At 71.1% G+C, this 18,594-nt stretch carries 25 protein-coding genes; 22 read left to right on the forward strand and 3 right to left on the reverse strand.

The genetic code is table 11. The annotated features are described in order from the left end of the window. Window positions 1-104: 104 nt before the first annotated feature. From AC07DW_RS29955 to AC07DW_RS29975, 5 genes are all read left to right on the forward strand, one after another. Entirely contained in the window at window positions 105-344 is a 240-nt protein-coding gene (locus tag AC07DW_RS29955; RefSeq protein ID WP_478860814.1) for a chaplin, read from the forward strand. A 267-nt stretch (window positions 345-611) separates the two neighbouring features. Further along, the gene (locus tag AC07DW_RS29960) at window positions 612-1,328 is read left to right on the forward strand and encodes a hypothetical protein (protein ID WP_478860815.1); all 717 of its coding nucleotides are present in this window, start codon (window positions 612-614) and stop codon (window positions 1,326-1,328) included. Between the two features lie 270 nt (window positions 1,329-1,598). Then, window positions 1,599-1,880, forward strand: a complete 282-nt coding sequence (locus AC07DW_RS29965; protein ID WP_478860816.1) for a hypothetical protein — start codon at window positions 1,599-1,601, stop codon at window positions 1,878-1,880. A gap of 292 nt (window positions 1,881-2,172) precedes the next feature. After that, the gene (locus AC07DW_RS29970) at window positions 2,173-2,625 is read left to right on the forward strand and encodes a hypothetical protein (RefSeq protein WP_478860817.1); all 453 of its coding nucleotides are present in this window, start codon (window positions 2,173-2,175) and stop codon (window positions 2,623-2,625) included. A 172-nt stretch (window positions 2,626-2,797) separates the two neighbouring features. Beyond that, a complete protein-coding gene (locus AC07DW_RS29975) occupies window positions 2,798-3,076 on the forward strand; it encodes a chaplin (protein ID WP_478860818.1) in 279 nt (92 codons plus the stop codon). A 63-nt stretch (window positions 3,077-3,139) separates the two neighbouring features. On the opposite strand, the gene AC07DW_RS29980 is transcribed toward AC07DW_RS29975, so the two are convergent. Then, a complete protein-coding gene (locus AC07DW_RS29980) occupies window positions 3,140-4,006 on the reverse strand; it encodes a tyrosinase family protein (protein ID WP_478860819.1) in 867 nt (288 codons plus the stop codon). Then, on the reverse strand, window positions 3,990-4,382 hold the full coding sequence (locus AC07DW_RS29985; protein WP_478860820.1) for a tyrosinase family oxidase copper chaperone: 393 nt from the start codon (window positions 4,380-4,382) through the stop codon (window positions 3,990-3,992). Before AC07DW_RS29985 ends, AC07DW_RS29980 begins: the two co-directional genes overlap by 17 nt. Window positions 4,383-4,558: 176 nt before the next feature. On the opposite strand from AC07DW_RS29985, the gene AC07DW_RS29990 reads away from it, so the two are divergent. Together AC07DW_RS29990 and AC07DW_RS29995 are read left to right on the forward strand one after the other, a co-directional pair. Next, on the forward strand, window positions 4,559-5,071 hold the full coding sequence (locus AC07DW_RS29990) for a DUF5949 family protein (protein WP_478860821.1): 513 nt from the start codon (window positions 4,559-4,561) through the stop codon (window positions 5,069-5,071). Between the two features lie 123 nt (window positions 5,072-5,194). Next, a complete protein-coding gene (locus AC07DW_RS29995; protein WP_478860822.1) occupies window positions 5,195-5,836 on the forward strand; it encodes a vitamin K epoxide reductase family protein in 642 nt (213 codons plus the stop codon). Window positions 5,837-6,552: 716 nt separating this feature from the next. Here the strand turns inward: AC07DW_RS29995 and AC07DW_RS30000 are convergent. After that, window positions 6,553-6,987 carry a hypothetical protein gene (locus tag AC07DW_RS30000; RefSeq protein WP_205374242.1) on the reverse strand — a complete coding sequence of 145 codons (435 nt, stop codon included), beginning with the start codon at window positions 6,985-6,987 and terminating at the stop codon, window positions 6,553-6,555. Between the two features lie 119 nt (window positions 6,988-7,106). On the opposite strand from AC07DW_RS30000, the gene AC07DW_RS30005 reads away from it, so the two are divergent. The 15 genes from AC07DW_RS30005 (at window position 7,107) to AC07DW_RS30075 (ending at window position 18,411) form a co-directional block, all read left to right on the forward strand. Then, window positions 7,107-7,463: a hypothetical protein gene (locus AC07DW_RS30005; RefSeq protein ID WP_478860823.1), complete on the forward strand. Its 357-nt coding sequence runs from the start codon at window positions 7,107-7,109 to the stop codon at window positions 7,461-7,463. Then, on the forward strand, window positions 7,460-8,533 hold the full coding sequence (locus AC07DW_RS30010; RefSeq protein ID WP_478860824.1) for a DNA cytosine methyltransferase: 1,074 nt from the start codon (window positions 7,460-7,462) through the stop codon (window positions 8,531-8,533). The genes AC07DW_RS30005 and AC07DW_RS30010 overlap by 4 nt, the downstream gene beginning before the upstream one ends. Before the next feature lie 636 nt (window positions 8,534-9,169). Next, on the forward strand, window positions 9,170-9,505 hold the full coding sequence (locus AC07DW_RS30015) for a hypothetical protein (protein ID WP_478860825.1): 336 nt from the start codon (window positions 9,170-9,172) through the stop codon (window positions 9,503-9,505). Beyond that, window positions 9,502-10,317 (forward strand): zinc finger domain-containing protein, encoded by an 816-nt coding sequence (locus tag AC07DW_RS30020; protein WP_478860826.1) that lies wholly within the window; start codon window positions 9,502-9,504, stop codon window positions 10,315-10,317. Before AC07DW_RS30015 ends, AC07DW_RS30020 begins: the two co-directional genes overlap by 4 nt. Beyond that, window positions 10,314-10,604, forward strand: coding sequence for a hypothetical protein (locus AC07DW_RS30025; protein WP_478860827.1), 291 nt, complete (start codon window positions 10,314-10,316; stop codon window positions 10,602-10,604). The genes AC07DW_RS30020 and AC07DW_RS30025 overlap by 4 nt, the downstream gene beginning before the upstream one ends. Continuing rightward, window positions 10,601-10,786: a hypothetical protein gene (locus AC07DW_RS30030; protein ID WP_478860828.1), complete on the forward strand. Its 186-nt coding sequence runs from the start codon at window positions 10,601-10,603 to the stop codon at window positions 10,784-10,786. Before AC07DW_RS30025 ends, AC07DW_RS30030 begins: the two co-directional genes overlap by 4 nt. Beyond that, the gene (locus AC07DW_RS30035) at window positions 10,783-11,124 is read left to right on the forward strand and encodes a hypothetical protein (RefSeq protein ID WP_478860829.1); all 342 of its coding nucleotides are present in this window, start codon (window positions 10,783-10,785) and stop codon (window positions 11,122-11,124) included. Before AC07DW_RS30030 ends, AC07DW_RS30035 begins: the two co-directional genes overlap by 4 nt. Before the next feature lie 244 nt (window positions 11,125-11,368). Continuing rightward, complete coding sequence (locus AC07DW_RS30040; RefSeq protein ID WP_478860830.1) at window positions 11,369-11,899, forward strand: hypothetical protein; 531 nt, start codon at window positions 11,369-11,371, stop codon at window positions 11,897-11,899. 204 nt (window positions 11,900-12,103) lie between these two features. Further along, window positions 12,104-12,253: a hypothetical protein gene (locus AC07DW_RS30045; protein ID WP_478860831.1), complete on the forward strand. Its 150-nt coding sequence runs from the start codon at window positions 12,104-12,106 to the stop codon at window positions 12,251-12,253. A 238-nt stretch (window positions 12,254-12,491) separates the two neighbouring features. After that, window positions 12,492-12,938: a helix-turn-helix domain-containing protein gene (locus AC07DW_RS30050; RefSeq protein ID WP_478860832.1), complete on the forward strand. Its 447-nt coding sequence runs from the start codon at window positions 12,492-12,494 to the stop codon at window positions 12,936-12,938. Then, entirely contained in the window at window positions 12,935-13,672 is a 738-nt protein-coding gene (locus AC07DW_RS30055) for a terminase large subunit domain-containing protein (RefSeq protein ID WP_478860833.1), read from the forward strand. Before AC07DW_RS30050 ends, AC07DW_RS30055 begins: the two co-directional genes overlap by 4 nt. 10 nt (window positions 13,673-13,682) lie before the next feature. Next, a complete protein-coding gene (locus tag AC07DW_RS30060; RefSeq protein ID WP_478860834.1) occupies window positions 13,683-14,168 on the forward strand; it encodes a hypothetical protein in 486 nt (161 codons plus the stop codon). Between the two features lie 69 nt (window positions 14,169-14,237). Then, complete coding sequence (locus AC07DW_RS30065) at window positions 14,238-14,675, forward strand: HNH endonuclease signature motif containing protein (RefSeq protein ID WP_478860835.1); 438 nt, start codon at window positions 14,238-14,240, stop codon at window positions 14,673-14,675. Continuing rightward, window positions 14,659-16,140 carry a phage portal protein gene (locus tag AC07DW_RS30070; RefSeq protein WP_478860836.1) on the forward strand — a complete coding sequence of 494 codons (1,482 nt, stop codon included), beginning with the start codon at window positions 14,659-14,661 and terminating at the stop codon, window positions 16,138-16,140. Before AC07DW_RS30065 ends, AC07DW_RS30070 begins: the two co-directional genes overlap by 17 nt. 15 nt (window positions 16,141-16,155) lie before the next feature. After that, on the forward strand, window positions 16,156-18,411 hold the full coding sequence (locus AC07DW_RS30075) for a phage minor capsid protein (RefSeq protein WP_478860837.1): 2,256 nt from the start codon (window positions 16,156-16,158) through the stop codon (window positions 18,409-18,411). Window positions 18,412-18,594 lie beyond the last annotated feature (183 nt).

Raw genomic sequence — 18,594 nt, forward strand, 5'->3', positions numbered from 1 at the left:
ACCCCCGCCCCTTCACATGGACGAAGAGCGCCGACGAGATCCTCGAACGCCTGGCCTCATATCTTAATCGAATTCCCGGCGCAGGACACTAGGAGTTCGCCACCATGTCCCGTATCGCGAAGGCAGCCGTCCTGACCTCCGCCGTCGCCGCCTCGGTAGCCGGTGCCACCGGCGTCGCGCATGCCGACGCCGACGCGAGTGCCGCTGCCGTGAAGTCCCCCGGCGTCCTCTCCGGCAACATCCTCCAGGTGCCGATCCACATCCCGATCAACCTGTGCGGCAACACCATCGACATCGTCGGTCTGCTCAACCCCACCTTCGGCAACGTCTGCGTGAACGACTGACGTACCCGACCCGGGCAACCGGGCGTGACGACAGTGCGCCATTTCCGCGGAAATGGCGCACTTCTGTTTTTCGCCCGAGGGACGACCACTCCATCGGCGGCTCGCCGCCATTTCCCGGGAAGCGGGTGCCGGAGGGATTTCCGGCAGGTCAGACGGCCCGATTCACCCATCGGGCCCAGGCGCGCTTGCCGCGCATGCGTTTGCGGGTCGCAATAAGCGGACTCACGGTGATGTCACGTTCCCGACGCGTCATCGGAAGGACAAGGCATGCGTCTCCTGACACCCCGCCGTGCGGCGGTCACCGCACTCTGCGCCGCGCTCACGCTCGGTACGGCGGGACCCGCCCTCGCCCACACCACCCACCAAGCCACCGCCGCGCAGCAGGCCAAGGCGCCGGAGGACATCAGCGACATCCTCTACTCGATCGGCGGCGTGCTCAACTCCGTCCTCGGCACCGTATCGGGCACGAGCACCACCCAGACGCTCCCCGCCGCCGGGACGAACCAGCAGATGAAGGACCTCACGGCCGCCATCGAGGCCCTCCGCGAGGCGGTGGCCGAGGCGAACACCAAGACGAACACCGGCACCGGCGCGCCCACCGGCACCCTCCCGGCGGCTTCCGGCACCCTCCCGGCCGCTTCCGGCACCACAGGCACCACGGGCGGCGCCGCCTCCTGGACCGAGGCCGGCGACACACCCCTGGACACCACGGGCGACACGAACCTGGACAAGGCCCTCGCCGCCATGGACAAGGCCATCGACGACCTGGTCGCCGCAGCGGTGCAGGGCCAGGCCGGCACCTCGGCGTCCCAGGTCCAGGCCGCGACCCAGGGTCTGATGGACGCCGTCATGCGGGACGTCGCCGAGATGACGGGTACGCAGGCGACCGGCATGAACACCCTCCCCGCCACCTCGGCCCCGCAGGCGCCCGCCGCCACGCTCCCCGCCACCTCGGCCCCGCGAGCGCGGGCCACCGGCCGCTGAGACCCCGCTGTCCGCTCACGCTCCGGCGGCCGTGCCGCCCCGGTCCCCACCGGGCCGACACGGCCGCCGGTCCCCCCTCCGCACGTTGATCCGAGAATAGGACCGCTCCGTATCGTTCGAGTGCAGTGCCGAGAATTCCGGGCTCCTGGAGTTTCCCCCGGGCGGAGGGCTCGTTACAGAGTGCAGAGCACTGCACAGGAACGTCCCAAATCACCTGTGTGGCGCGCGAGTTGCAGCGAACAGACGCCATTTCAGGAAGGACTCACTCCAATGAAGCCCACCAAGGTTGCTGCGGTCGTCGCCGGTTCCGTGATGGCTCTGGGCATGGCCGCCCCCGCCTTCGCCGCCGACACCCTCACCCCGTCCAGCCTCAACGGAGGAGTCGAAGCCCTGGGCAAGCGCGGTCTGACCGAGACCGTCCCGACCGACGCCGTGAGCAAGGTGACCGACGGCAAGGCCGTCGACAAGGTGCAGGGCGCCACCGGCGGACTGAACTCCGCCAAGGACACCGCGCAGCCGCTCCTGGGCGGGCTGCCCGCGCTGGGCAAGTAGGACACCGGGCACCACGCTCGGCGAGACACGCGGAGGAGACCCACCGCGTAGTGGCGACGCTGCCGGGGCCGACGGGAAACGACGACGTTTCCCGTCGGCCTTTCGGCATGCGCGGCCGTCAACTTCTGACAGCCACATTGCTGCAACCAGGGGAACCCTGACGCGTTTTTCGGCGCGTGGTCGTTCTTTTGGGCAGCATCGTACTCACAGCCCGGGAAGGCAAACGCAGCAAATGAACCTGAAATCTCAGGCCGGCATGGGGATTGTCGTCACGTGCCTCGCATCAGCGGCGATGGCGTCGCCCGCCGCGGCGGCCAGCGTACCGGTCGACATTCCGCTGCACGGACTCGGCACCGTCCTCCCCACGGAGACGCCGACCCTGCGTACCGGTGTCCCCATCCCGCTGCCGGGGGCTCCCATGGGGCTCACCGGACATGGGGAGGGCAAGGTCCAACCGCTGCTCCTGCCGCAGCTCCCGATCACGGCGGGCATCCCGGAGACGCTGGTCACCGCCCCGCTGCCGGACGTCACCGGGGACGAGCCCTCGAGCCGGGCCCTGGTCGCGGCCCCCGCGTCGGAGCTCCAGGCGACGACGCCGGGCGCGATCCTCGGCCTCCCGGTCACGCTGCCGCGCGCCGAGACGCTCGGCATGCCGGGCACCGAACTGCCGCAGGTGGGGTTCCTGCCGCCCGGCGTGACGTGGGCGCTGGACTCCACGCTCGGCCTCGGCGGACCCAAGAACTGACCTCGCCCCGACTGTCACCCGTTCCGCCGCACTCCCCGGGTCCGAAAGGGCGAATCCTCCGCCACGACCGGCCGTTGGAGTGGCGCGGCCGTTACCCGGCCCGACGGGTGGCGTTGTAGGGGAGTGACGACCGCACGTCCGCGGTCGGATTTCCCCGTACAAGGAGATTTTGATGTCTCGCATCGCGAAGGCTGCCGCCGTCCTCGTCGGAACGGGCGCTGTCGCCCTGAGCGGAACCGGCATGGCCGCCGCCGACGCCGACGCCGACGCCGCCGCTGTCGGGTCCCCCGGTGTCATCTCCGGCAACGTGGTCCAGGTTCCGATCCACATCCCGATCAACCTGTGCGGCAACACCATCGACATCATCGGTCTGCTCAACCCCGCGTTCGGCAACCAGTGCGCCAACGTGAGCGACGAGAAGAAGCACGGCGGCTACGGCTACGGCAACTGACCTCTTGCCTCGCGTACGGCCCCCCGGCTCACCGGCCGGGGGGCCGTTCCGCGTCCGCACCCCTCAGGCGTAGCGGTAGACGCGGTGGTGGTCGGCCATGTCGGCGGGGGTGACATCGAACGGCGGCATCGGCTCGTGGCGGGCGACGACCCGGCGGTACTGGGCCGACCCCGGCGGGGGCGGGGCGGCGGGCAGATAGGCGGCCTTGGGGTTTCTGCTCTGCCAGCGCGACCAGACCAGGTCGATGAAGGAGTGGTGGAGCCAGAAGACCGGGTCGTTGACCGAGGCGCCGCCGAGCATCAGGCCGCCCACCCATCGGTGCACCCGGTTGTGGTTGCGCCAGCGGCCGTTGCCGGCGGCCCGGGTCCAGCCCTCGAGCGTGTTGCGGAAGCCGGTGCGGCTGGTGGAGTCCCAGGGGGCGGAGTCGTAGACGGTCTCCGCGGTCGCCCGGGCGAGTTCCTGCCGGGTGGGCAGGTCGATGGGGTTGGCGGGGTTTCCGAAGCTACGTGTCAGGAACGGGCTGTCCGTCACGCCGACGGTGATCGGCCAGTTGCCCTTGGCGTACGCGAACGGCCCGGTCATCACCTGGTGGTCACCGCGTCGGCCGTCACCGCCCATGAAGTCCTCGCCCCACAGGGACGCCGCCGGGGTGTTGTCCCGGGTCCAGTCCCAGTACGGGACGGTCACCGTGCGGTCGACGCTCCTGAGGGCCCGCTCGAACTCCAGCAGGTACTGACGGTGCCAGGGCAGGAAGGACGGCGCCATGTGCGCCACCCGCAGGTCGTCGTCGCCGTCCGCGTTGTAGTACTCGACGTGCGTACGGACGAAGGCGTCGTACCGTCCGCTCCGCTTCAGCTCCAGGACGGCGCCGACGAACTTCCTCCGCTCGGCGGCGGTCAGGTCGCGCTGGTTCTTACGGACGTACACCATGGTGTGCTCCCAGTGCCAGTTGGGCGGAGCCCAGCTCGTCCACGGCGGCGCGGGCGGCCGCCAGGGGGGTCGCGTACGACTGGTAGTGGTCGACGGGCGTCAGGTAGCCCCCGCCGGCGCGCCTCATCAGGTGCAGGGGCCTGCCGTCGACCCGTACGTCGAACCCCGCCCCGGCCGCCGGGCGGCCCTGGAGGTGCCGGCCCCGGTACATCTCGTCGAACCCGCCCATGGGGTCCGGTCCCGTCCCGGCCGGGCGCGGGGCGGCGACATGGGCGAGCGCCCCGCCGGTGAACGCGGTGACGGTCAGCGCGAACAGCGACCGCAGGACGGCGCGCCGGTGCGGAAGGAGGCGGGACAACGGCTGTGCGACGCTCATCGATCGGGCTCCTTGCTCGTCGTGACTCCTCCGGACCAACGAACCTGATCGCGAACCGTTCCGGAGGGTGACACCGCGTCCATTACCCGGCCAGGTGAATCATCGAGCCCCCAAAGGGGCCGTACGGGTGGAAACACTCAGGAACGGCCCACCGGCCACCACTACCATCCGGCCCCATGACTTCTTCCACCACCGCCGCGACACCGGGCCGGCACGCGTCTCCCCTGGGCACCCTCACCGTCATCTCCTGGGCCAACGAGCCCGAGTCCGAGGCCGACGCGCCCGTGACGCCGTTCCTGATGGTGTACTCCCTCGGCGACGGCCGGGACGGCCCCGAGGCCGGCGCGGAGGCGCTGCGCGGCGAGCTGGAGAAGATCGGCCTGTCGATCGGGGACAAGGTGACGGACCTCGCCCGGGAGACCCGGATCCCGATCACGCTGCTGGTGGAGGCCGAGCAGGCGGTCCTCAGCATGCCGTTCATGAAGGTGCAGTGCCCGGTGCCGCCGGAGTGGGAGAAGGCCGCTCACGAGAGCGGCAAGGCCTACCTGATCTGCTCCCTGCGCCCGTGGCCGGAAGCCGTGCACGGGAAGCCGGTCGGCGAGGAGCGGTTGCGCGACTTCCTCGCCGACGAGGAGACGGTGGCGCGCAGCGCCCACTGCCTGCTGCCCGTCCGCAGGGTGCGCACCTGACACCGCCCGGGAGGGAAGAGGCCCCGGCGCGGGACGGGTCGAACCGCCGGGGCTTTCCCTCGTTCCGGTGGAAGAAAACGGGGAAAACCGCGATGAAAGGATTCCGCGTGTAGCGTCGCCGCCATGACGATGACGCGTGTGAAGGACGAGGTCGCCCTCGCCCCGAACGAGCATGCCGGACAGCCTCCGGCGACGGGCGCCGGCCGGGCGTTCGCCTGGATGCTGGTGGTCACCGGAGCGGTGGGGCTGCTCGCCGCGTGGGTGATCACGCTGGACAAGTTCAAGCTGCTGGAGGACCCGAACTTCACCCCGGGGTGCAGCCTGAACCCGGTCGTCTCCTGCGGCAGCATCATGAAGAGCGAGCAGGCGGCCGCGTTCGGCTTCCCCAACCCGATGCTCGGCCTGGTGACGTACGGGATGGTCGTCGCCATCGGCGCCGCGCTCCTCGGCGGGGCCCGGCTGCCGCGCTGGTACTGGCTCGGCCTGAACGCCGGCACCCTGTCCGGCGTCGGCTTCTGCACCTGGCTGATGCACCAGTCGCTGTACGAGATCAACGCGCTGTGCCTGTGGTGCTGTTCGGCGTGGATCGCGACGCTGGTCATGTTCTGGTACGTGACCTCGCACAATGTGCGCAACGGCCTGCTGCCGGCGCCGCGCGCGGTCCGCGGCTTCCTCGACGAGTTCCCCTGGGTGCCGCCCGTCCTGCACACCGGGGTCATCGGGATGCTGATCCTCACCCGCTGGTGGGACTTCTGGACCGGCTGACCGCCCCGCCGGCCGCACCCCGGCGGGTGCGGGCGGCGGGTGACACACCAGAAGACCCAGGTCGCTGAGTTGCGACCTGGGTCTTCGTCCGAGCCGCCTTCGGGATTCGAACCCGAGACCTACGCATTACGAGCTCAAGATCATTCATGATGGAGGGTTCCAGTCGGTACCGGCTAGTGACAGAACATGCAGGTCAGAGAGCTTCACTGCACGTTCGAGTGTCAGCCGGTACCGACTGGTTCAGAGCCATCCGGCCACACGGTGGCCACACGATGACCGCACCCGACCGGTGCATTCGCCGTCGCCGGGAGGATTCGAAGCGGCGCGCGAGGGCGGCCGATGTGAGGCCATGGAACACGGGGAAGGGGCCGCACGGCTTGTGCCGTGCGGCCCCTTCGCTATGCCCGGTTACCCGCTCAGGACTTGGGCTCGCCGCTCTCGGCGCCTCGGTCCTGCTCGCCGGCGGTGGGGGGCAAGGCGTTCAGGACAGCCTCAAGGGCTATGGCGCCGGTATCGGTGATGTGCCGGTCGTCGAGCAGGATGTCGCGTCTCTTGGCAGTGGCGCGACCTGCTGCGGGTGCTTTGTCGTCGAGTCGGGTACGGCGGACGCGGTACAAGATGCCCCCCTCGTGGCATGGCCGGGTGCCCTGACTCGAACATATGCCCGAGTCAAAGCCCGCTCCACATTAGCTCCCATATCGCCGCAGGTCACGCGCTTACGGCTCCTGATTCGACTCCCCAACCACTCGGATGGTTGCGTCTTCAAGATCAAGATTCTTGAGGGCTTCTTTGACCAACGTCAGTTCCTCGGGACGTGTTCCGGGCTTGTAGGCCACCACGACCGACACCTCGGGGGTGGACATCCCGAGGATGTCGTCGGCGGTCAGACCGACCCACTCGGCCGCCGCCGCGCGGCGCACCTCGGAGAGCGCTCGGCCAGTCGCCGCCGCGACGGCACCGACGATCCACCTGTCGCGCCGATAGCTCTCACCGTTGGCGATCTTGTGGAGGGTCGTGTGCTGGAGCTTCTTACCCGTTTCGGGGTCGACTGCCCGCTCGGCCACGCTTCGCAGGGTCGCGCCCTTGATCGCGAGCACCTCGCGAACCATGTCGGTGAAGGGCGTCAGGCTTTCGCCGCCTGTGGGGGACACGGGTTCTCATCTCCGTTCTTGTCGCAGAACGCGAACAGGCTCATCTAAGCAGCCATTGCCCCGAACTGCCCAGTCCGGAACTGCGTTGACGTGCCGATTCTCCCCCGCCTACGTTGTTCTTGTTCGAGAACAGCAACAGACGAACAGCTCATATCGGCTGCTCGTTAGCGGTCGCTGTTCGTGTTCAGCAACACATGGGGGATCTTGTGAGCGTTGAGTTTGTGGGGGCGCCGCCGCGTAGCCGGAACACCAAGCACGCGTTGATCGCGATGGAGCTCGCCGAGCATCCGGGCGAGTGGGGAATCGTGCAGCGGCCCGCCTCGATCACCCGGGCGTCGTCTGCCGCGCAGGCGATCCGAAGTGGTCGACTGTCCGCCTACCCCGCCGGCGAGTTCGAGGCCGTCGCCCGCTCGGTGGTCGAGCAGGGGCGCGTCGAGCACCGGGTCTACGCCCGATACGTGGGTGCCAAGAAGTGACGGCCTTCCCCCGGATCGGCAGCTTGTGCTCGGGGTATGGCGGTCTCGACGTGGCTGTGCAGCAGGTGCTCGGCGGATCGGTCGCGTGGCACGTCGAGAACGACGCAAACGCCGCGGCGATCCTCGCGCACCACTGGCCCGAGGTGCCGAACCTCGGCGATCTGACCGCCGCAGACTTCGCCCTGGTCGAGCGGCCCAACATCCTAACCGCCGGTTTCCCTTGCCAGGACGTGAGCCAGGCCGGCCTCGGCGCCGGTATCGCTGCCGGTACCCGGTCCGGTCTGTGGCTGCACGTCGCCCGCGCTATCCAGTCCCTACGTCCCTCCCTGGTGGTGATCGAGAATGTCCGCGGACTCCTCTCCGCGCCGGCCCATAGCGACATGGAACTCTGCCCGTGGTGCGTGGGAGACGGAAGCGGTAAGCCTGCTGTGCGCGCACTCGGCGCCGTACTCGCAGACTTGGCCCGCCTCGGGCTCGATGCGGAGTGGGCGTGCGTACGCGCGTCGGAGGTCGGCGCTCCCCACCGCCGCGAGCGGGTGTTCATCGTTGCGTGGCCCGCTGCTGAAAACCCCGACGTCGAACCTCGGCTCGAATGGAGGGTCGCAGCACCCGGACAAGAGGCGCGGGGGTGGTCACGGGCCGACGCTCGCCGACGAGGTCGAGCACCTGCTACCGACGCCCTCGGCGTCCGGTCACGACGACGGGAAGGCCCCGGAAGTCTGGCGAGCGCGGCGCGAACGGATGCGGGCGAAGCACCGGAACGGGATCGGGGCGCCGCCCCTGCCACTGCTGGTGACGATGCTTCCCTCGGCTGGGGGATCTACCGCGGCGCCGTCGAGCGATGGGAGCGGCTCACCCGCCCCGCTCCCCGGGCAGTTGACGATCGAGGTCGCCTCGACCCGCCGTTCGTCGAGTGGATGCACGGGCTCGACCACGGTCATGTGACCGGCGTACCGGGCCTCGGCCGCAACGCGCAGTTGCGCGCCCTCGGGAACGGCGTCGTCATCCGTCAGGCCGAGGCAGCGCTGCGGCTGCTGCTCGACCGCGCCGGTCTGGTGACCGCCGCATGATCTGCGATTTCTGGGACGGCGCCGCCCGCACCTACTGCCGAGCAGTCGGCACCCGCCGCTACATCGTCGGCAACCGCTGCCCGCTCCACACCCCCGCCGCCCTTGCCGGGCGCCCTGAACCGTCGGGCGCCGCAACTCCCGTCAGGAGAAGAAACGTTGAGCCTCGTCGCGACGGATTGGGTATGGACCCGGTCCCGCGCCCGAGGCGCCGCTCGTCTGGTCCTGCTCGCGATAGCTGACCGCGCCGGCGCCGACGGTGTCGCCTACGCCGGTACGGCCGCGCTCATGCAGCGGACCCGCGCCGCCCGCTCCACTGTCCGGCAGGCTGTCGACGCCCTGCTCGCCTCGGGTGAGCTCGCCGTCGTCGAGGGACGGGTCGGGCCCGGTGGCGAGACGGTCTATCGTCTGCCGCTCCTCGATGAGCAGGGGGCCGAGGATCGGCCCGGACCGGATTTCGGCCCGGGTCGGGAATCGGCCCCCGGGGGGCCGGGGAGCGGCCCCGGGGAGGGCTGGACATCGGCCCCGGGGGGATCGGATACCGGCCCGGGGGAGGGCCGCAGATCGGCCCCCGGGGGGCCGGATACCGGCCCCCAGAACTTACTTACTTACTCACCACCAACTCAGCAGCAGCCGCGCGTGAGCTCGGTCGCGCTGATTCCCGAACTGCGCCCGCTCGACGACGCCCTCACCCAAGCCTCGATCACCGTCCGGTGGTCGCTCTCGCTCGGTGAACAGCGCGACGTCTACCGGTTGATGCAGCAGCACGGCGTCGAGGCCCTGGTCGGCCTCGCCGCCCGCCGCACCGTCCCGGGCGAGGCCCCGAAAGCGGCCCGCTACTGGCTCAAGGTCTGGTCCGACCTCGACCGCCCGTCGGCCTCGCCGCCGCGGCCGCCGTCGTCGACCGCCGCCTACGCCGACAACCTCGCCGCCGGCCTCGCCCTGCTCCACGCACAGAAGGAGAGCACCCCATGAACGAGCAGCAGATCGCCGCCCTGTTGGCGTTCGCCGGAACGCTCGACTCGCGGGTGCGCCGTGCCCTCGCCGACCCGCAGCAGTCCGCCCGTACCATCGCGGAGTGGACGGCCGCCGTCGCCGACGTCCCGGCCACCATGCCGGACGTGGCATGGGACGCCGCCCGCGCGACCCGCCGCTACTACGAGCAGCGCAACGGCGACCGCTCCGCGCAGTTCCGCCCGATCGAGCCGCACGACCTGCTCGCCGCATGGGGGCCGCACCGGGCCGAGCTCATGAACCGACACACCGACCCGGTGCCCTCGGCGGACCCGGACGACCCGGCGGCATGGCGGGCCGAACTGCTCGGCACCCGGGCGGCGGTCGCGACCGGACACGCCGCGCCCGCGCAGTACCGAGCCGAGATCGACCACGGCGGGCAGAAACGTCTCGCCGCGCTCATGTCCGGCGGGAAAGGGCCGCGCCGCTACATGCCCGAGCACGTCGCGGCCGATCTGCGCCCGTTCCGGAAGGCGCGCGCCCACCGCGAGCAGCTCGTCGCCGAGGGCGTGCCGGACCCGCTCTCGGTGGCGTGCCCCTACTGCCTCGCCGCCGTCGACGAGCAGTGCCGTTCGAGCTTCCGCAACCGAGGCAAGGGCCGACGCCTCTTGAACGGCGTCCACCCCTCGCGCGTCGAGGCCGTGGTCGCCGAACTCGGCGGCGAAGCAGCCGACGACGAGCAGGTGTGCCTCGCTCGGATCATGTGCCAGCCGCCGGCACCTCGGCGAGACGCTCGCGCCCGGCACACCAGCGGCGGGGGCGAGGCCCGATGATCCCGCTCGCCGCCCGAGCCGTGATCGCCGCCCAACTGACCGATGAGCTCGACGTACCGCCGCACCTCGCGACCGTGTTCGTCGCCTCGCTCGCCGATCGGCTCGCCATCGAGGGATGGCACATGACCGACGACCTCGGTTGTGTGCGGGATGCCGGTACTCACCTGCACCACGAACACCACCGCGCGCGACCGGTCGCGCCTCGCGCGCGGGAGGCCCCGCGCGCTCGGCGCTCCCTCGCTCGGCTGCTGCGCCGTTCCCGAACGACCGAAGAGAGAACCCCATGAGCCCGGCCCTGCTCGCCCTCGCCGTCGTGCTCGCCCTCGCGCTCGGCGCGTCCCTGGCCTACGCGGTCCGGATTGACGACCGCCTCGACCGCGAGCTGCGCCGCATCGACCGACGCCCCTGCTCGACCACCTGCACCGCCTGCTCGACGACGCGCCGAGCCGAGAACGGAGAGACCGAATGAACCACACCACCCGAACCCGGTCGCGGCGCGGCCGGACCCTCGCCCGCGAGGCGGTCCGCGAGCAGCGGCGCGAGGCGCTGTTCGTGCTGCTCGCCCGAGCCGACCGAGGCGCTCTCACCCGAGAGGACGCGCGGCATCTCCGCGACCTGGCCGCGGCCGAGGTCGCCGAGTGCGACGCGTTCCGCCGGTCGGCGGGCGGGCAGCAGTCGGCGGCGCTCAAGCTGCGCCACCGCGTCGAGGCGGCCGAGCAGGCGATGCGGGAGATCGAGGGCGAGCGCGACCAGTACGCCGCCGAGGTCGAGGCGCTGCGCGCGGGGACCGGTAAGGGGGGCCGATGAGTTACGCACAGGCTGTGAACGAAACTGTGCGCGCGCTGCGTACGATCCGGGGACAGTGGGCGGCGCTGCTGCTCGCGATCGAGACGCCGCCGGCGGATCACTGGCCACCGAGGCAGCTCGCGCACACCATGCGCGAGGGCGACGACGAGCAGCTCGTCGAGGACCGGGCACCGCTCGTGCTGCGCGAGCACCCCGCGCCTCTCAACCTCGCCGCGCTCGACGCCGGGCGGCGGTCGAGCGGCTCGTGTTCGACCTCGCCGACACCCTCGCCGCCGCCGTCCAGCGCACCGAGCCGGGCGACCCCCGGGCTTGGGTGTGCACGGACCCGAGCGCACCGGACAGCCACCGTGCGGCGGGCAGCAGGCGGCACGGGCTGCACTGGGCGTGCGTGTGGGTCGAGGGGCGAGTGCTCGATGAGGACACCGCGCCCGAGCGCGAGCTCGACGGGGCCCTCGCTCCCCCGCCGTTCGAGGTACTGCCGCTCTACCTGCTGCACGAAGCGCGGCGTACCGCGCGGATCGCCGAGGCCCGGGTGCTGCGCGCCCTCGGCCTCGACCGGCGCGAGACTCCCCTGCCCGAGCCGTGCCCGTGGTGCGGGAGCGAGCTCACCCTGCACAGTGCCCCCGACGGGCCGCCGAGCGTGACCTGCTCGGGCGGGCACGAGTGCACCGCCCCCGTCCCCCTCGACAGCAGGGGGCAGGCGCGGTTGTGGGAGTGGGACGACCTGCCCGAGCTAATCGCCGCGCTCGGCGTGGACGTCACCGCCGCGGCGTAGGCGTAGGTGGGGCCCGGATCACCGGGCCCCACCATCACGACTTGATAACACCATGGTCAATCCGGCCCCGTCGCCCCTCAGTTGGCGGGACAGTTCACCACACAGCGGGATCTTTCGGCCCCGCTCGACCTCATATTACTTAGTTTGTCTAAGTAAATCTTTAGGTCTGTAATCGTGCGTGAACTTTCCGGAGGGACGGAATTAATGAAGAACTATTGGGGGCGGGTAATTCGCGAGGCGCTCCAAAGCGGCGACGGCACGCTGCGACTCGTCTTCCTGCTGGGCGCCGGCGTCTTCGCCGCCGTGGCGGCCGTAGCGCTGCTGATCGCTGCACGGGTCACCGGGTTGCTCTAGGCGCGACGGCACCGAGCCGGGCAATGCTGCATCACATGCGTGAGGTAACAACGTTATTGCGCCGTGACCTGTGGTGGACGGCGCGTCCTGCGCAGGACGTCAGAGATCACTTGCGCCGTTATCGTTCCGTGACCTAATGTGGGTCGCGCCTCCGGCGTGCCCGGAAATAATCCGCTGATCTTCGCCCCGCCACCATCCCCCCGGTGGCGGGGCGTTCGCGTGCCCGGGAGGTGATCCCGTGGCCGACCCGATCACCGACGCCGACCGCGAGGCGGTCCGCCGCCTGCACGCCGAGGGCAAGTCCCGAAACCAGATCGCCCGGGAGACCGGCCGTAGCGCCGCCACCGTCTCGAAGATCGCCGCCGACCTCGGCCTCGCGTTCAGCGGCGGGGCGCGCGTCGCCGCCGCCACCGAGGCACGGCGCGCCGATGCTGCCGCACGTCGCGAGCAGCTCGCCGACGACGCCCTCGACGGGGCCCTCGCTCAGGTCGAGCGGGTCGGCGCGGCCGACTCCGCCCGCGATGCCCGCGACTACGCCACCGCCGCCCGTGCACTGACCGAGGTGCACGCCAAGGTCGCCGAGCTCGCCCGCACGAGCGGCACCGGGAGCACCGGGGGCTCGATGCTCGACCGCCTCGCCGACGCCCTGCTCGGGCCGACGGGAGACGACGCCGACGGGGGGTGATCCCCTCGCCGCCGCCCCTGTCCGACAAACAGATTCGCTCGATCCGCGAGGCGACCGCCCGCATCTGCTGTTGGCACGGCAGCGTGCGGTCGGGGAAGACGATCGCGAGTTTGCTCGCCTTCCTGCTCGCCGTGCGGCGGGCGCCGGCGTCCGGGCTCATCCTGATCTGTGGGCGCAGTCTTCAGACGATCGAGAGGAACGTTCTCGAACCCCTCGCCGATCCGTCGCTGTTCGGGCCGGTCGCCGCCGAGGTGCGCCACACCCGGGGCGCGACGACGGCGGTCATCCTCGGTCGCGTCGTCCACCTCGTGGGTGCGAGCGACGCTCGGGCCGAGGGCAGGCTGCGAGGTCTGACCGCCTCGCTCGCCTACTGCGACGAGATCACTCTCATGCCCGAGGGGTTCTTTACGCAGTTGCTCGCGAGGCTCAGTGTGCCCGGGGCGCGGCTGCTCGGGACCACGAACCCGGACTCGCCGCGGCACTGGTTCAAGGTCGGTTACCTCGACCGGCAGAGCGAGCTCGACCTCGCGTCGTGGCACTTCCGGCTCGCCGACAACCCGAGCTTGACCGGCGTACGTCGCCGCGCTGTCCGCCGAATACTCCGGACTCTGGCGCCGGCGGATGATCGACGGCGCATGGGTGATCGCCGAGGGCGCGGTTTTCGACATGTACGACGAGCAGCGGCACGTCGTGACCGAGCTCCCGCCGATGCGCCGGTATTGGACGGGCGTTGACTACGGCACGGTGAACCCGTTCGCCGCCTTGACCCTCGGGCTCGGCGACGACGGGCGCCTGTACGTCACGAGCGAGTGGCGGCACGACTCCCGCGCCGCACACCGGCAGTTGACCGACGCGCAGTACAGCCGCGCCGTCCGCGAGTGGCTCGACGATCTCGACGTCGAGCCCGAGTGGACGTTCGTCGACCCCTCGGCGTCGTCCTTCTCCACGCAGCTTTGGGCGGACGGACACCCCGGCGTGACCAAGGCCAAGAACGACGTGATCGACGGAATCCGCTCCGTCGCGTCCGCGCTCGACGCCGGTCTGCTGCTCATCCATGAGTCGTGCGAGGGGCTGCTCGCCGAGCTCCCCGAATACGTGTGGTCGGACGAAGCAGCCGCGCGCGGCGAGGACCGGCCGGTGAAGCTGAACGATCACTCGGTCGACGCGCTGCGGTACGTGGTCCACAGCACCGCGCACGAGTGGCGCGGTCTGCTCACGGCCGCCGCCTGAACCTCTCTCCCTTCCCTGCCCGGGTACGCCTCGCCGCGCCCCGGCCCGAGCTGTCGAGGGGGTGATCGCGTGCCCCCTTCTCTGACCGACCGGTTCCTCGCGAAGATCGTCGACGGCCCCCTCGGCTGCTGGGACTGGACAGGGCACGTCAAGCCCAACGGATACGGACAGGTCAAGGTCGGCGGGCGACCGCAGTACGCGCACCGGGTCGCCTACACCCTCACGCGCGGGCCGATACCCGACGGGCTCGTGATCGACCACCTGTGCCGCCGCCGGCACTGCGTGAACCCCGACCACCTCGACGTGGTCACCACCCGCACCAACATCCTGCGGGACGTGTCCCCTGCCGCCCGCCGTGCCCGACAGACGCACTGCGCCCGAGGCCACGAGTTCGATCACGCGACGACCTACGTCGCCCCGAACGGCACCCGGCACTGCCGCAGATGCGCAGCACTGCGCGCCCGGACGAGACGACGGCGGGAGGTGCACCGTGCCCCTGCCCGATAACGGCATCGCGTGGCCGCCGCCGCAGCTCGCCAAGCACTACGCCGAGATCAAGGTCGACGATGCTTGGTACTCCGGTGATCACGCCAAGCTGACCACCGTCTACCGGGACAGTCCCGTACGACGCGACGGCCGCCGCCGATTGTGGGGGCGCGACCGGCAGCCGCGGCCCAACGTCCGCGATCAGCGGCTGCACATCCCCCTCGCCGGCGACATCGCGAGCGCCTCGGCCGACCTCTTGTTCGCCGAGCCGCCCGAGCTCTCGGTGACCGACACCGGCACTCAGGACCGGCTCGACGAGCTCGCCGAGTCGGACGGCATCGCGAACACGCTGCTCGAAGCGGCCGAGGTCGCTGCCGCCCTCGGCTCGGTGTACCTGCGGGTCACCTGGGATCGCTCCCTTGCCGACCGGCCCCTGCTGACCAGCGTCCACCCCGACGCCGCCGTGCCGGAATTCCGGTGGGGCCGCCTCTCCGCCGTGACGTTCTGGCGCGAGCTCACCTCGACCTCAGCCACCGTGTGGCGGCACCTCGAACGGCACGAGCCGGGCCGCATCCTGCACGCGCTCTACGAAGGGTCGGCCGACAACCTCGGCGTGCGGGTGCCCCTGACCGAGCACGTCGAGGTCGCCGACCTGGCCGTCAGCCTCGGCCCCGACGGCGACGCGATCGAGACCGGGATCGAGCAGCTCACCGCCGCGTACTGCCCCAACATCCGACCCCACCGGAAGAACCGAGGCTCGGCGTTCGGACGCTCCGACTACGCCGCCCCGATTTACGACCTGCTCGACGCGCTCGACACGACGTGGACGAGTTGGATTCGCGACCTGCGGCTCGCCCGCGCCCGCCTGCTCGTGCCCGACGGGTACCTGCGCGACCACGGGCCCGGACAGGGGGCGTCGTTCGACGACGACCGCGAGATCTTCCAGCTCTTGAACATCCCGCCCACCGAGCAGGGCGGGAATCAGATCACGCTCTCGCAGTTCGCGATCAGGGTCGACGAGCACGAGAGGTCGGCGAGCGCGATCACCCGGCAGGCGGTGCAGAGCGCCGGCTACTCGGTCGCAACGTTCGGCCTCGGCGACCAGGGCGCGGCCGTGACCGCGACCGAGGTCCGGGCGCGCGAGCGTCGGTCCATGACCACCCGGGGCAAGAAAGTGAGGTACTGGTCGCCGCCGGTCGCCGACATGCTGCACGTGATGCTGCTGCTCGACCGGCAATGGTTCACCCCCCGCATCGTGCCCGATCGGCCGACCGTCGCGTTCGGTGACTCGATCACCGAGGACGCGTCCTCGCTCGCACAGACTCTGTCCCTGCTCCAACAGGCACAGGCGGTGTCCGTGGTGACCAAGGTTCGGATGCTGCACCCCGAATGGGATTCGGTCGCCGTCCAGGAAGAGACCGACCGCATCCTCATGGAGAGCGGCGCCGCCGTCCCCGACCCCATGCAGGCGGGGACGCTGCTCTAGCGCGAGGGGGTGCTCGTGCCCATCCACCCCGCCATGGCCGAGGATCTCTCGGCCACCGTCCGCGACCTGTACGCGGACGCCGAGCAGCGGCTGCTCGCGCTCGTCGCGCGGCAGCTCGACGGAGGGTTCGAGGCCCCGGGGTGGGCGGTCGCCAAGCTGCGCGACATCCAACCGTTGCGGCGGGTGGCGCAGAGCGTCGTCGACGCCCTCGGGACGGCAATGCAGCTTGAGGTGTTCTCGGCCGTGACCGAGGCGTACGACATCGGGGCGCGGGCCGGGCTCGCCGAGCTCGGCGCGCTCTCCGACGTCGACATACGCCGGATCGCCGAGAGCACCCCGGGGACCCGCGCGGTTGACCGTCTCGCCGCCGAGACGATCGAGCTCGTCACCGAGACGCACCGGGGGATTCTCCGGGGCGTCGAGGACGGGTACCGACAGGTGATCGCCGAGTCGTCGGCGACTCCCCTGCTCGGGGTCGACACCCGCCGACAGGCCACCCAAGCGGCGATGTCCCGATTCGCCGACCGAGGTCTGCGGTCGTTCGTCGACCGCCGCGGCCGGTCCTGGCAGATGACGAGCTACGCGGAGATGGCCGTACGGACGGCCGTCGGCCGCGCTGCGGTCGAGGCGCACGGCGACAAGCTGCGCGCCGCCGGAATCGGTCTGGTGATCGTCTCCAACGCCCCGCACAACTGCGATCTTTGCGCCCCGTTCGAGGGTGAGGTGCTCGCGCTCGACGGCCCGGGCGGCGCCCGCACCGTCGAGATGGAGCACGCCACCGACGACGGCCGCACCGTGCGGGTGCACATCGCCGGATCGCTCGACGAAGCGCGGCGGGCCGGTCTGCAACATCCCAACTGCCGCCACTCGACAAGCGCTTACCTCCCGGGCGTGACTCGGCCGCTGGTCGAGCACTCCGAGGACCCCGACGGGTACGCCGCCTCACAGCGGCAGCGGGCGATCGAGCGCGCCATCAGGAAGTGGAAGAACAAGAGCGCCGCCGCCATGACGCCCGAGGCCAAACGCGCGGCCGAGGCCCGGGTGCGCGCCTATCAGGGCAAGATGCGCGAGCACCTCGCGCAGCACCCCGAGCTCATCCGTCGGCGCGAGCGCGAGCAGCCCGGGGCGAGCAACCTCCCGAGCACTGCGCCGCCCCCGCCGCGCGATGCGGTCGAGGCCGCGCGCGTACGCGCGGGCGACGACCGCACCCTGCCCGAGATGACCGACGAGCAGCTCGGCGCAGCGATCCGGCCCGGCGTGCTCGACGAGCGCGACCTCGACCGCATCGAGGGCGAGGGCGACCGCCGCGACCTGGCCGACCTGCTCGACCGCATCCGCCCCGGCGGGCGCATGGTCGACAACCTCGCCCCGTTCAGCGACGACGAGCTCGCCCGGATCGCGCCGCACCTCGACGACGAGCAGATGCTGCGCGTCATGGCCGAGGCCGACCGGCGCGACCTCGACGCCGCCATGCCCGGCATCCGCCCGAATCTCGTCGGCATGTCCGAGCGCGACCTCGCCGCCCGAGCCCGCCACGTCCCCGAGGACGGTCCGGCGATCGGCGCCGAGGTGCACCGTCGCCGTGCCCTCGCCGAACTGTTCCCCGGCGGGCAGCTCGCCGCCGACCTGTCCAGGCTCGACGACGAGCTGCTCGTCTGGGGCATCCGGTACGCGAGGCCCGAGGACGCCGCCCGGATCGCCGCCGAGATCGACCGCCGGCACCCGCCCGCGCCGCCCCCACCCGTCGTGGGGGCGACGGTCGCCGACACCCTCGCCGCGCGGGACGCCCTCGACGACGCGATGCACCCGATCCGCCTCGACGACCCCGCCCCGGCGGACCCCGACGAGTGGGGCGCGTACGGGGCGGACGTCGAGCGAGGCCCCGACGGCACCGAGCACATGTCCGCCGTCGAGCGATGGGCGTACGAGCGCGAACTCGAAGCGCGTTCCCAGCGGGCGGCGTACAGCCGCGACGAGATACGCGAGATGTACCGAGAGCACATCTACTTGCAAGAGCTCGCCGCCGAGGACTACACGAACGGGTTCATGCTCAACCGCAAGGCACGCGCCGCCGGCATCGACCCCTCCTCTCTGTTCAGCGGCCCCTCGCACGTCGCCTACGCGCGCGCGTCCGAGGACCTGATCAGGTTTTGGGAAGAGGTGAGCCCAAGGATCACTCTCGCCGAGTTCACCGAGCAGGTGACCGGCGTCCGCACCGGAGCGGGCGAGACCGCCCGGAACGCTCGCGAAGACCAGCGGCGCAGATTCTGACCAACCGGGCTTGACCTGCTGCTTTCTTGACGTTCCATCAATTGGCAATGTGATGTCGGTCACTATTACCCCCTGATGTGGGGTGGCTAGGGGGTGGGGGGGGGGGGGGGGGGGGGGGGGGGGGGGGGGGGGGGGGGGGGGGGGGGGGGGGGGGGGGGGGGGGGGGGGGGGGGGGGGGGGGGG

The organism is Streptomyces sp. NPDC045701 (genome assembly GCF_056432045.1).

Excerpts from the sequence above, each read along its gene's own strand:
- AC07DW_RS29980 (WP_478860819.1), bottom strand. The coding sequence starts at position 4,006 with ATGGTGTACGTCCGTAAGAACCAGCGCGACCTGACCGCCGCCGAGCGG.
- AC07DW_RS29975 (WP_478860818.1), top strand. The coding sequence starts at position 2,798 with ATGTCTCGCATCGCGAAGGCTGCCGCCGTCCTCGTCGGAACGGGCGCT.
- AC07DW_RS30035 (WP_478860829.1), top strand. The coding sequence starts at position 10,783 with ATGAACCACACCACCCGAACCCGGTCGCGGCGCGGCCGGACCCTCGCC.
- AC07DW_RS29995 (WP_478860822.1), top strand. The coding sequence starts at position 5,195 with ATGACGATGACGCGTGTGAAGGACGAGGTCGCCCTCGCCCCGAACGAG.
- AC07DW_RS29985 (WP_478860820.1), bottom strand. The coding sequence starts at position 4,382 with ATGAGCGTCGCACAGCCGTTGTCCCGCCTCCTTCCGCACCGGCGCGCC.
- AC07DW_RS29970 (WP_478860817.1), top strand. The coding sequence starts at position 2,173 with ATGGCGTCGCCCGCCGCGGCGGCCAGCGTACCGGTCGACATTCCGCTG.
- AC07DW_RS30025 (WP_478860827.1), top strand. The coding sequence starts at position 10,314 with ATGATCCCGCTCGCCGCCCGAGCCGTGATCGCCGCCCAACTGACCGAT.
- AC07DW_RS29960 (WP_478860815.1), top strand. The coding sequence starts at position 612 with ATGCGTCTCCTGACACCCCGCCGTGCGGCGGTCACCGCACTCTGCGCC.
- AC07DW_RS30045 (WP_478860831.1), top strand. The coding sequence starts at position 12,104 with ATGAAGAACTATTGGGGGCGGGTAATTCGCGAGGCGCTCCAAAGCGGC.
- AC07DW_RS30030 (WP_478860828.1), top strand. The coding sequence starts at position 10,601 with ATGAGCCCGGCCCTGCTCGCCCTCGCCGTCGTGCTCGCCCTCGCGCTC.
- AC07DW_RS29955 (WP_478860814.1), top strand. The coding sequence starts at position 105 with ATGTCCCGTATCGCGAAGGCAGCCGTCCTGACCTCCGCCGTCGCCGCC.
- AC07DW_RS29990 (WP_478860821.1), top strand. The coding sequence starts at position 4,559 with ATGACTTCTTCCACCACCGCCGCGACACCGGGCCGGCACGCGTCTCCC.
- AC07DW_RS29965 (WP_478860816.1), top strand. The coding sequence starts at position 1,599 with ATGAAGCCCACCAAGGTTGCTGCGGTCGTCGCCGGTTCCGTGATGGCT.
- AC07DW_RS30020 (WP_478860826.1), top strand. The coding sequence starts at position 9,502 with ATGAACGAGCAGCAGATCGCCGCCCTGTTGGCGTTCGCCGGAACGCTC.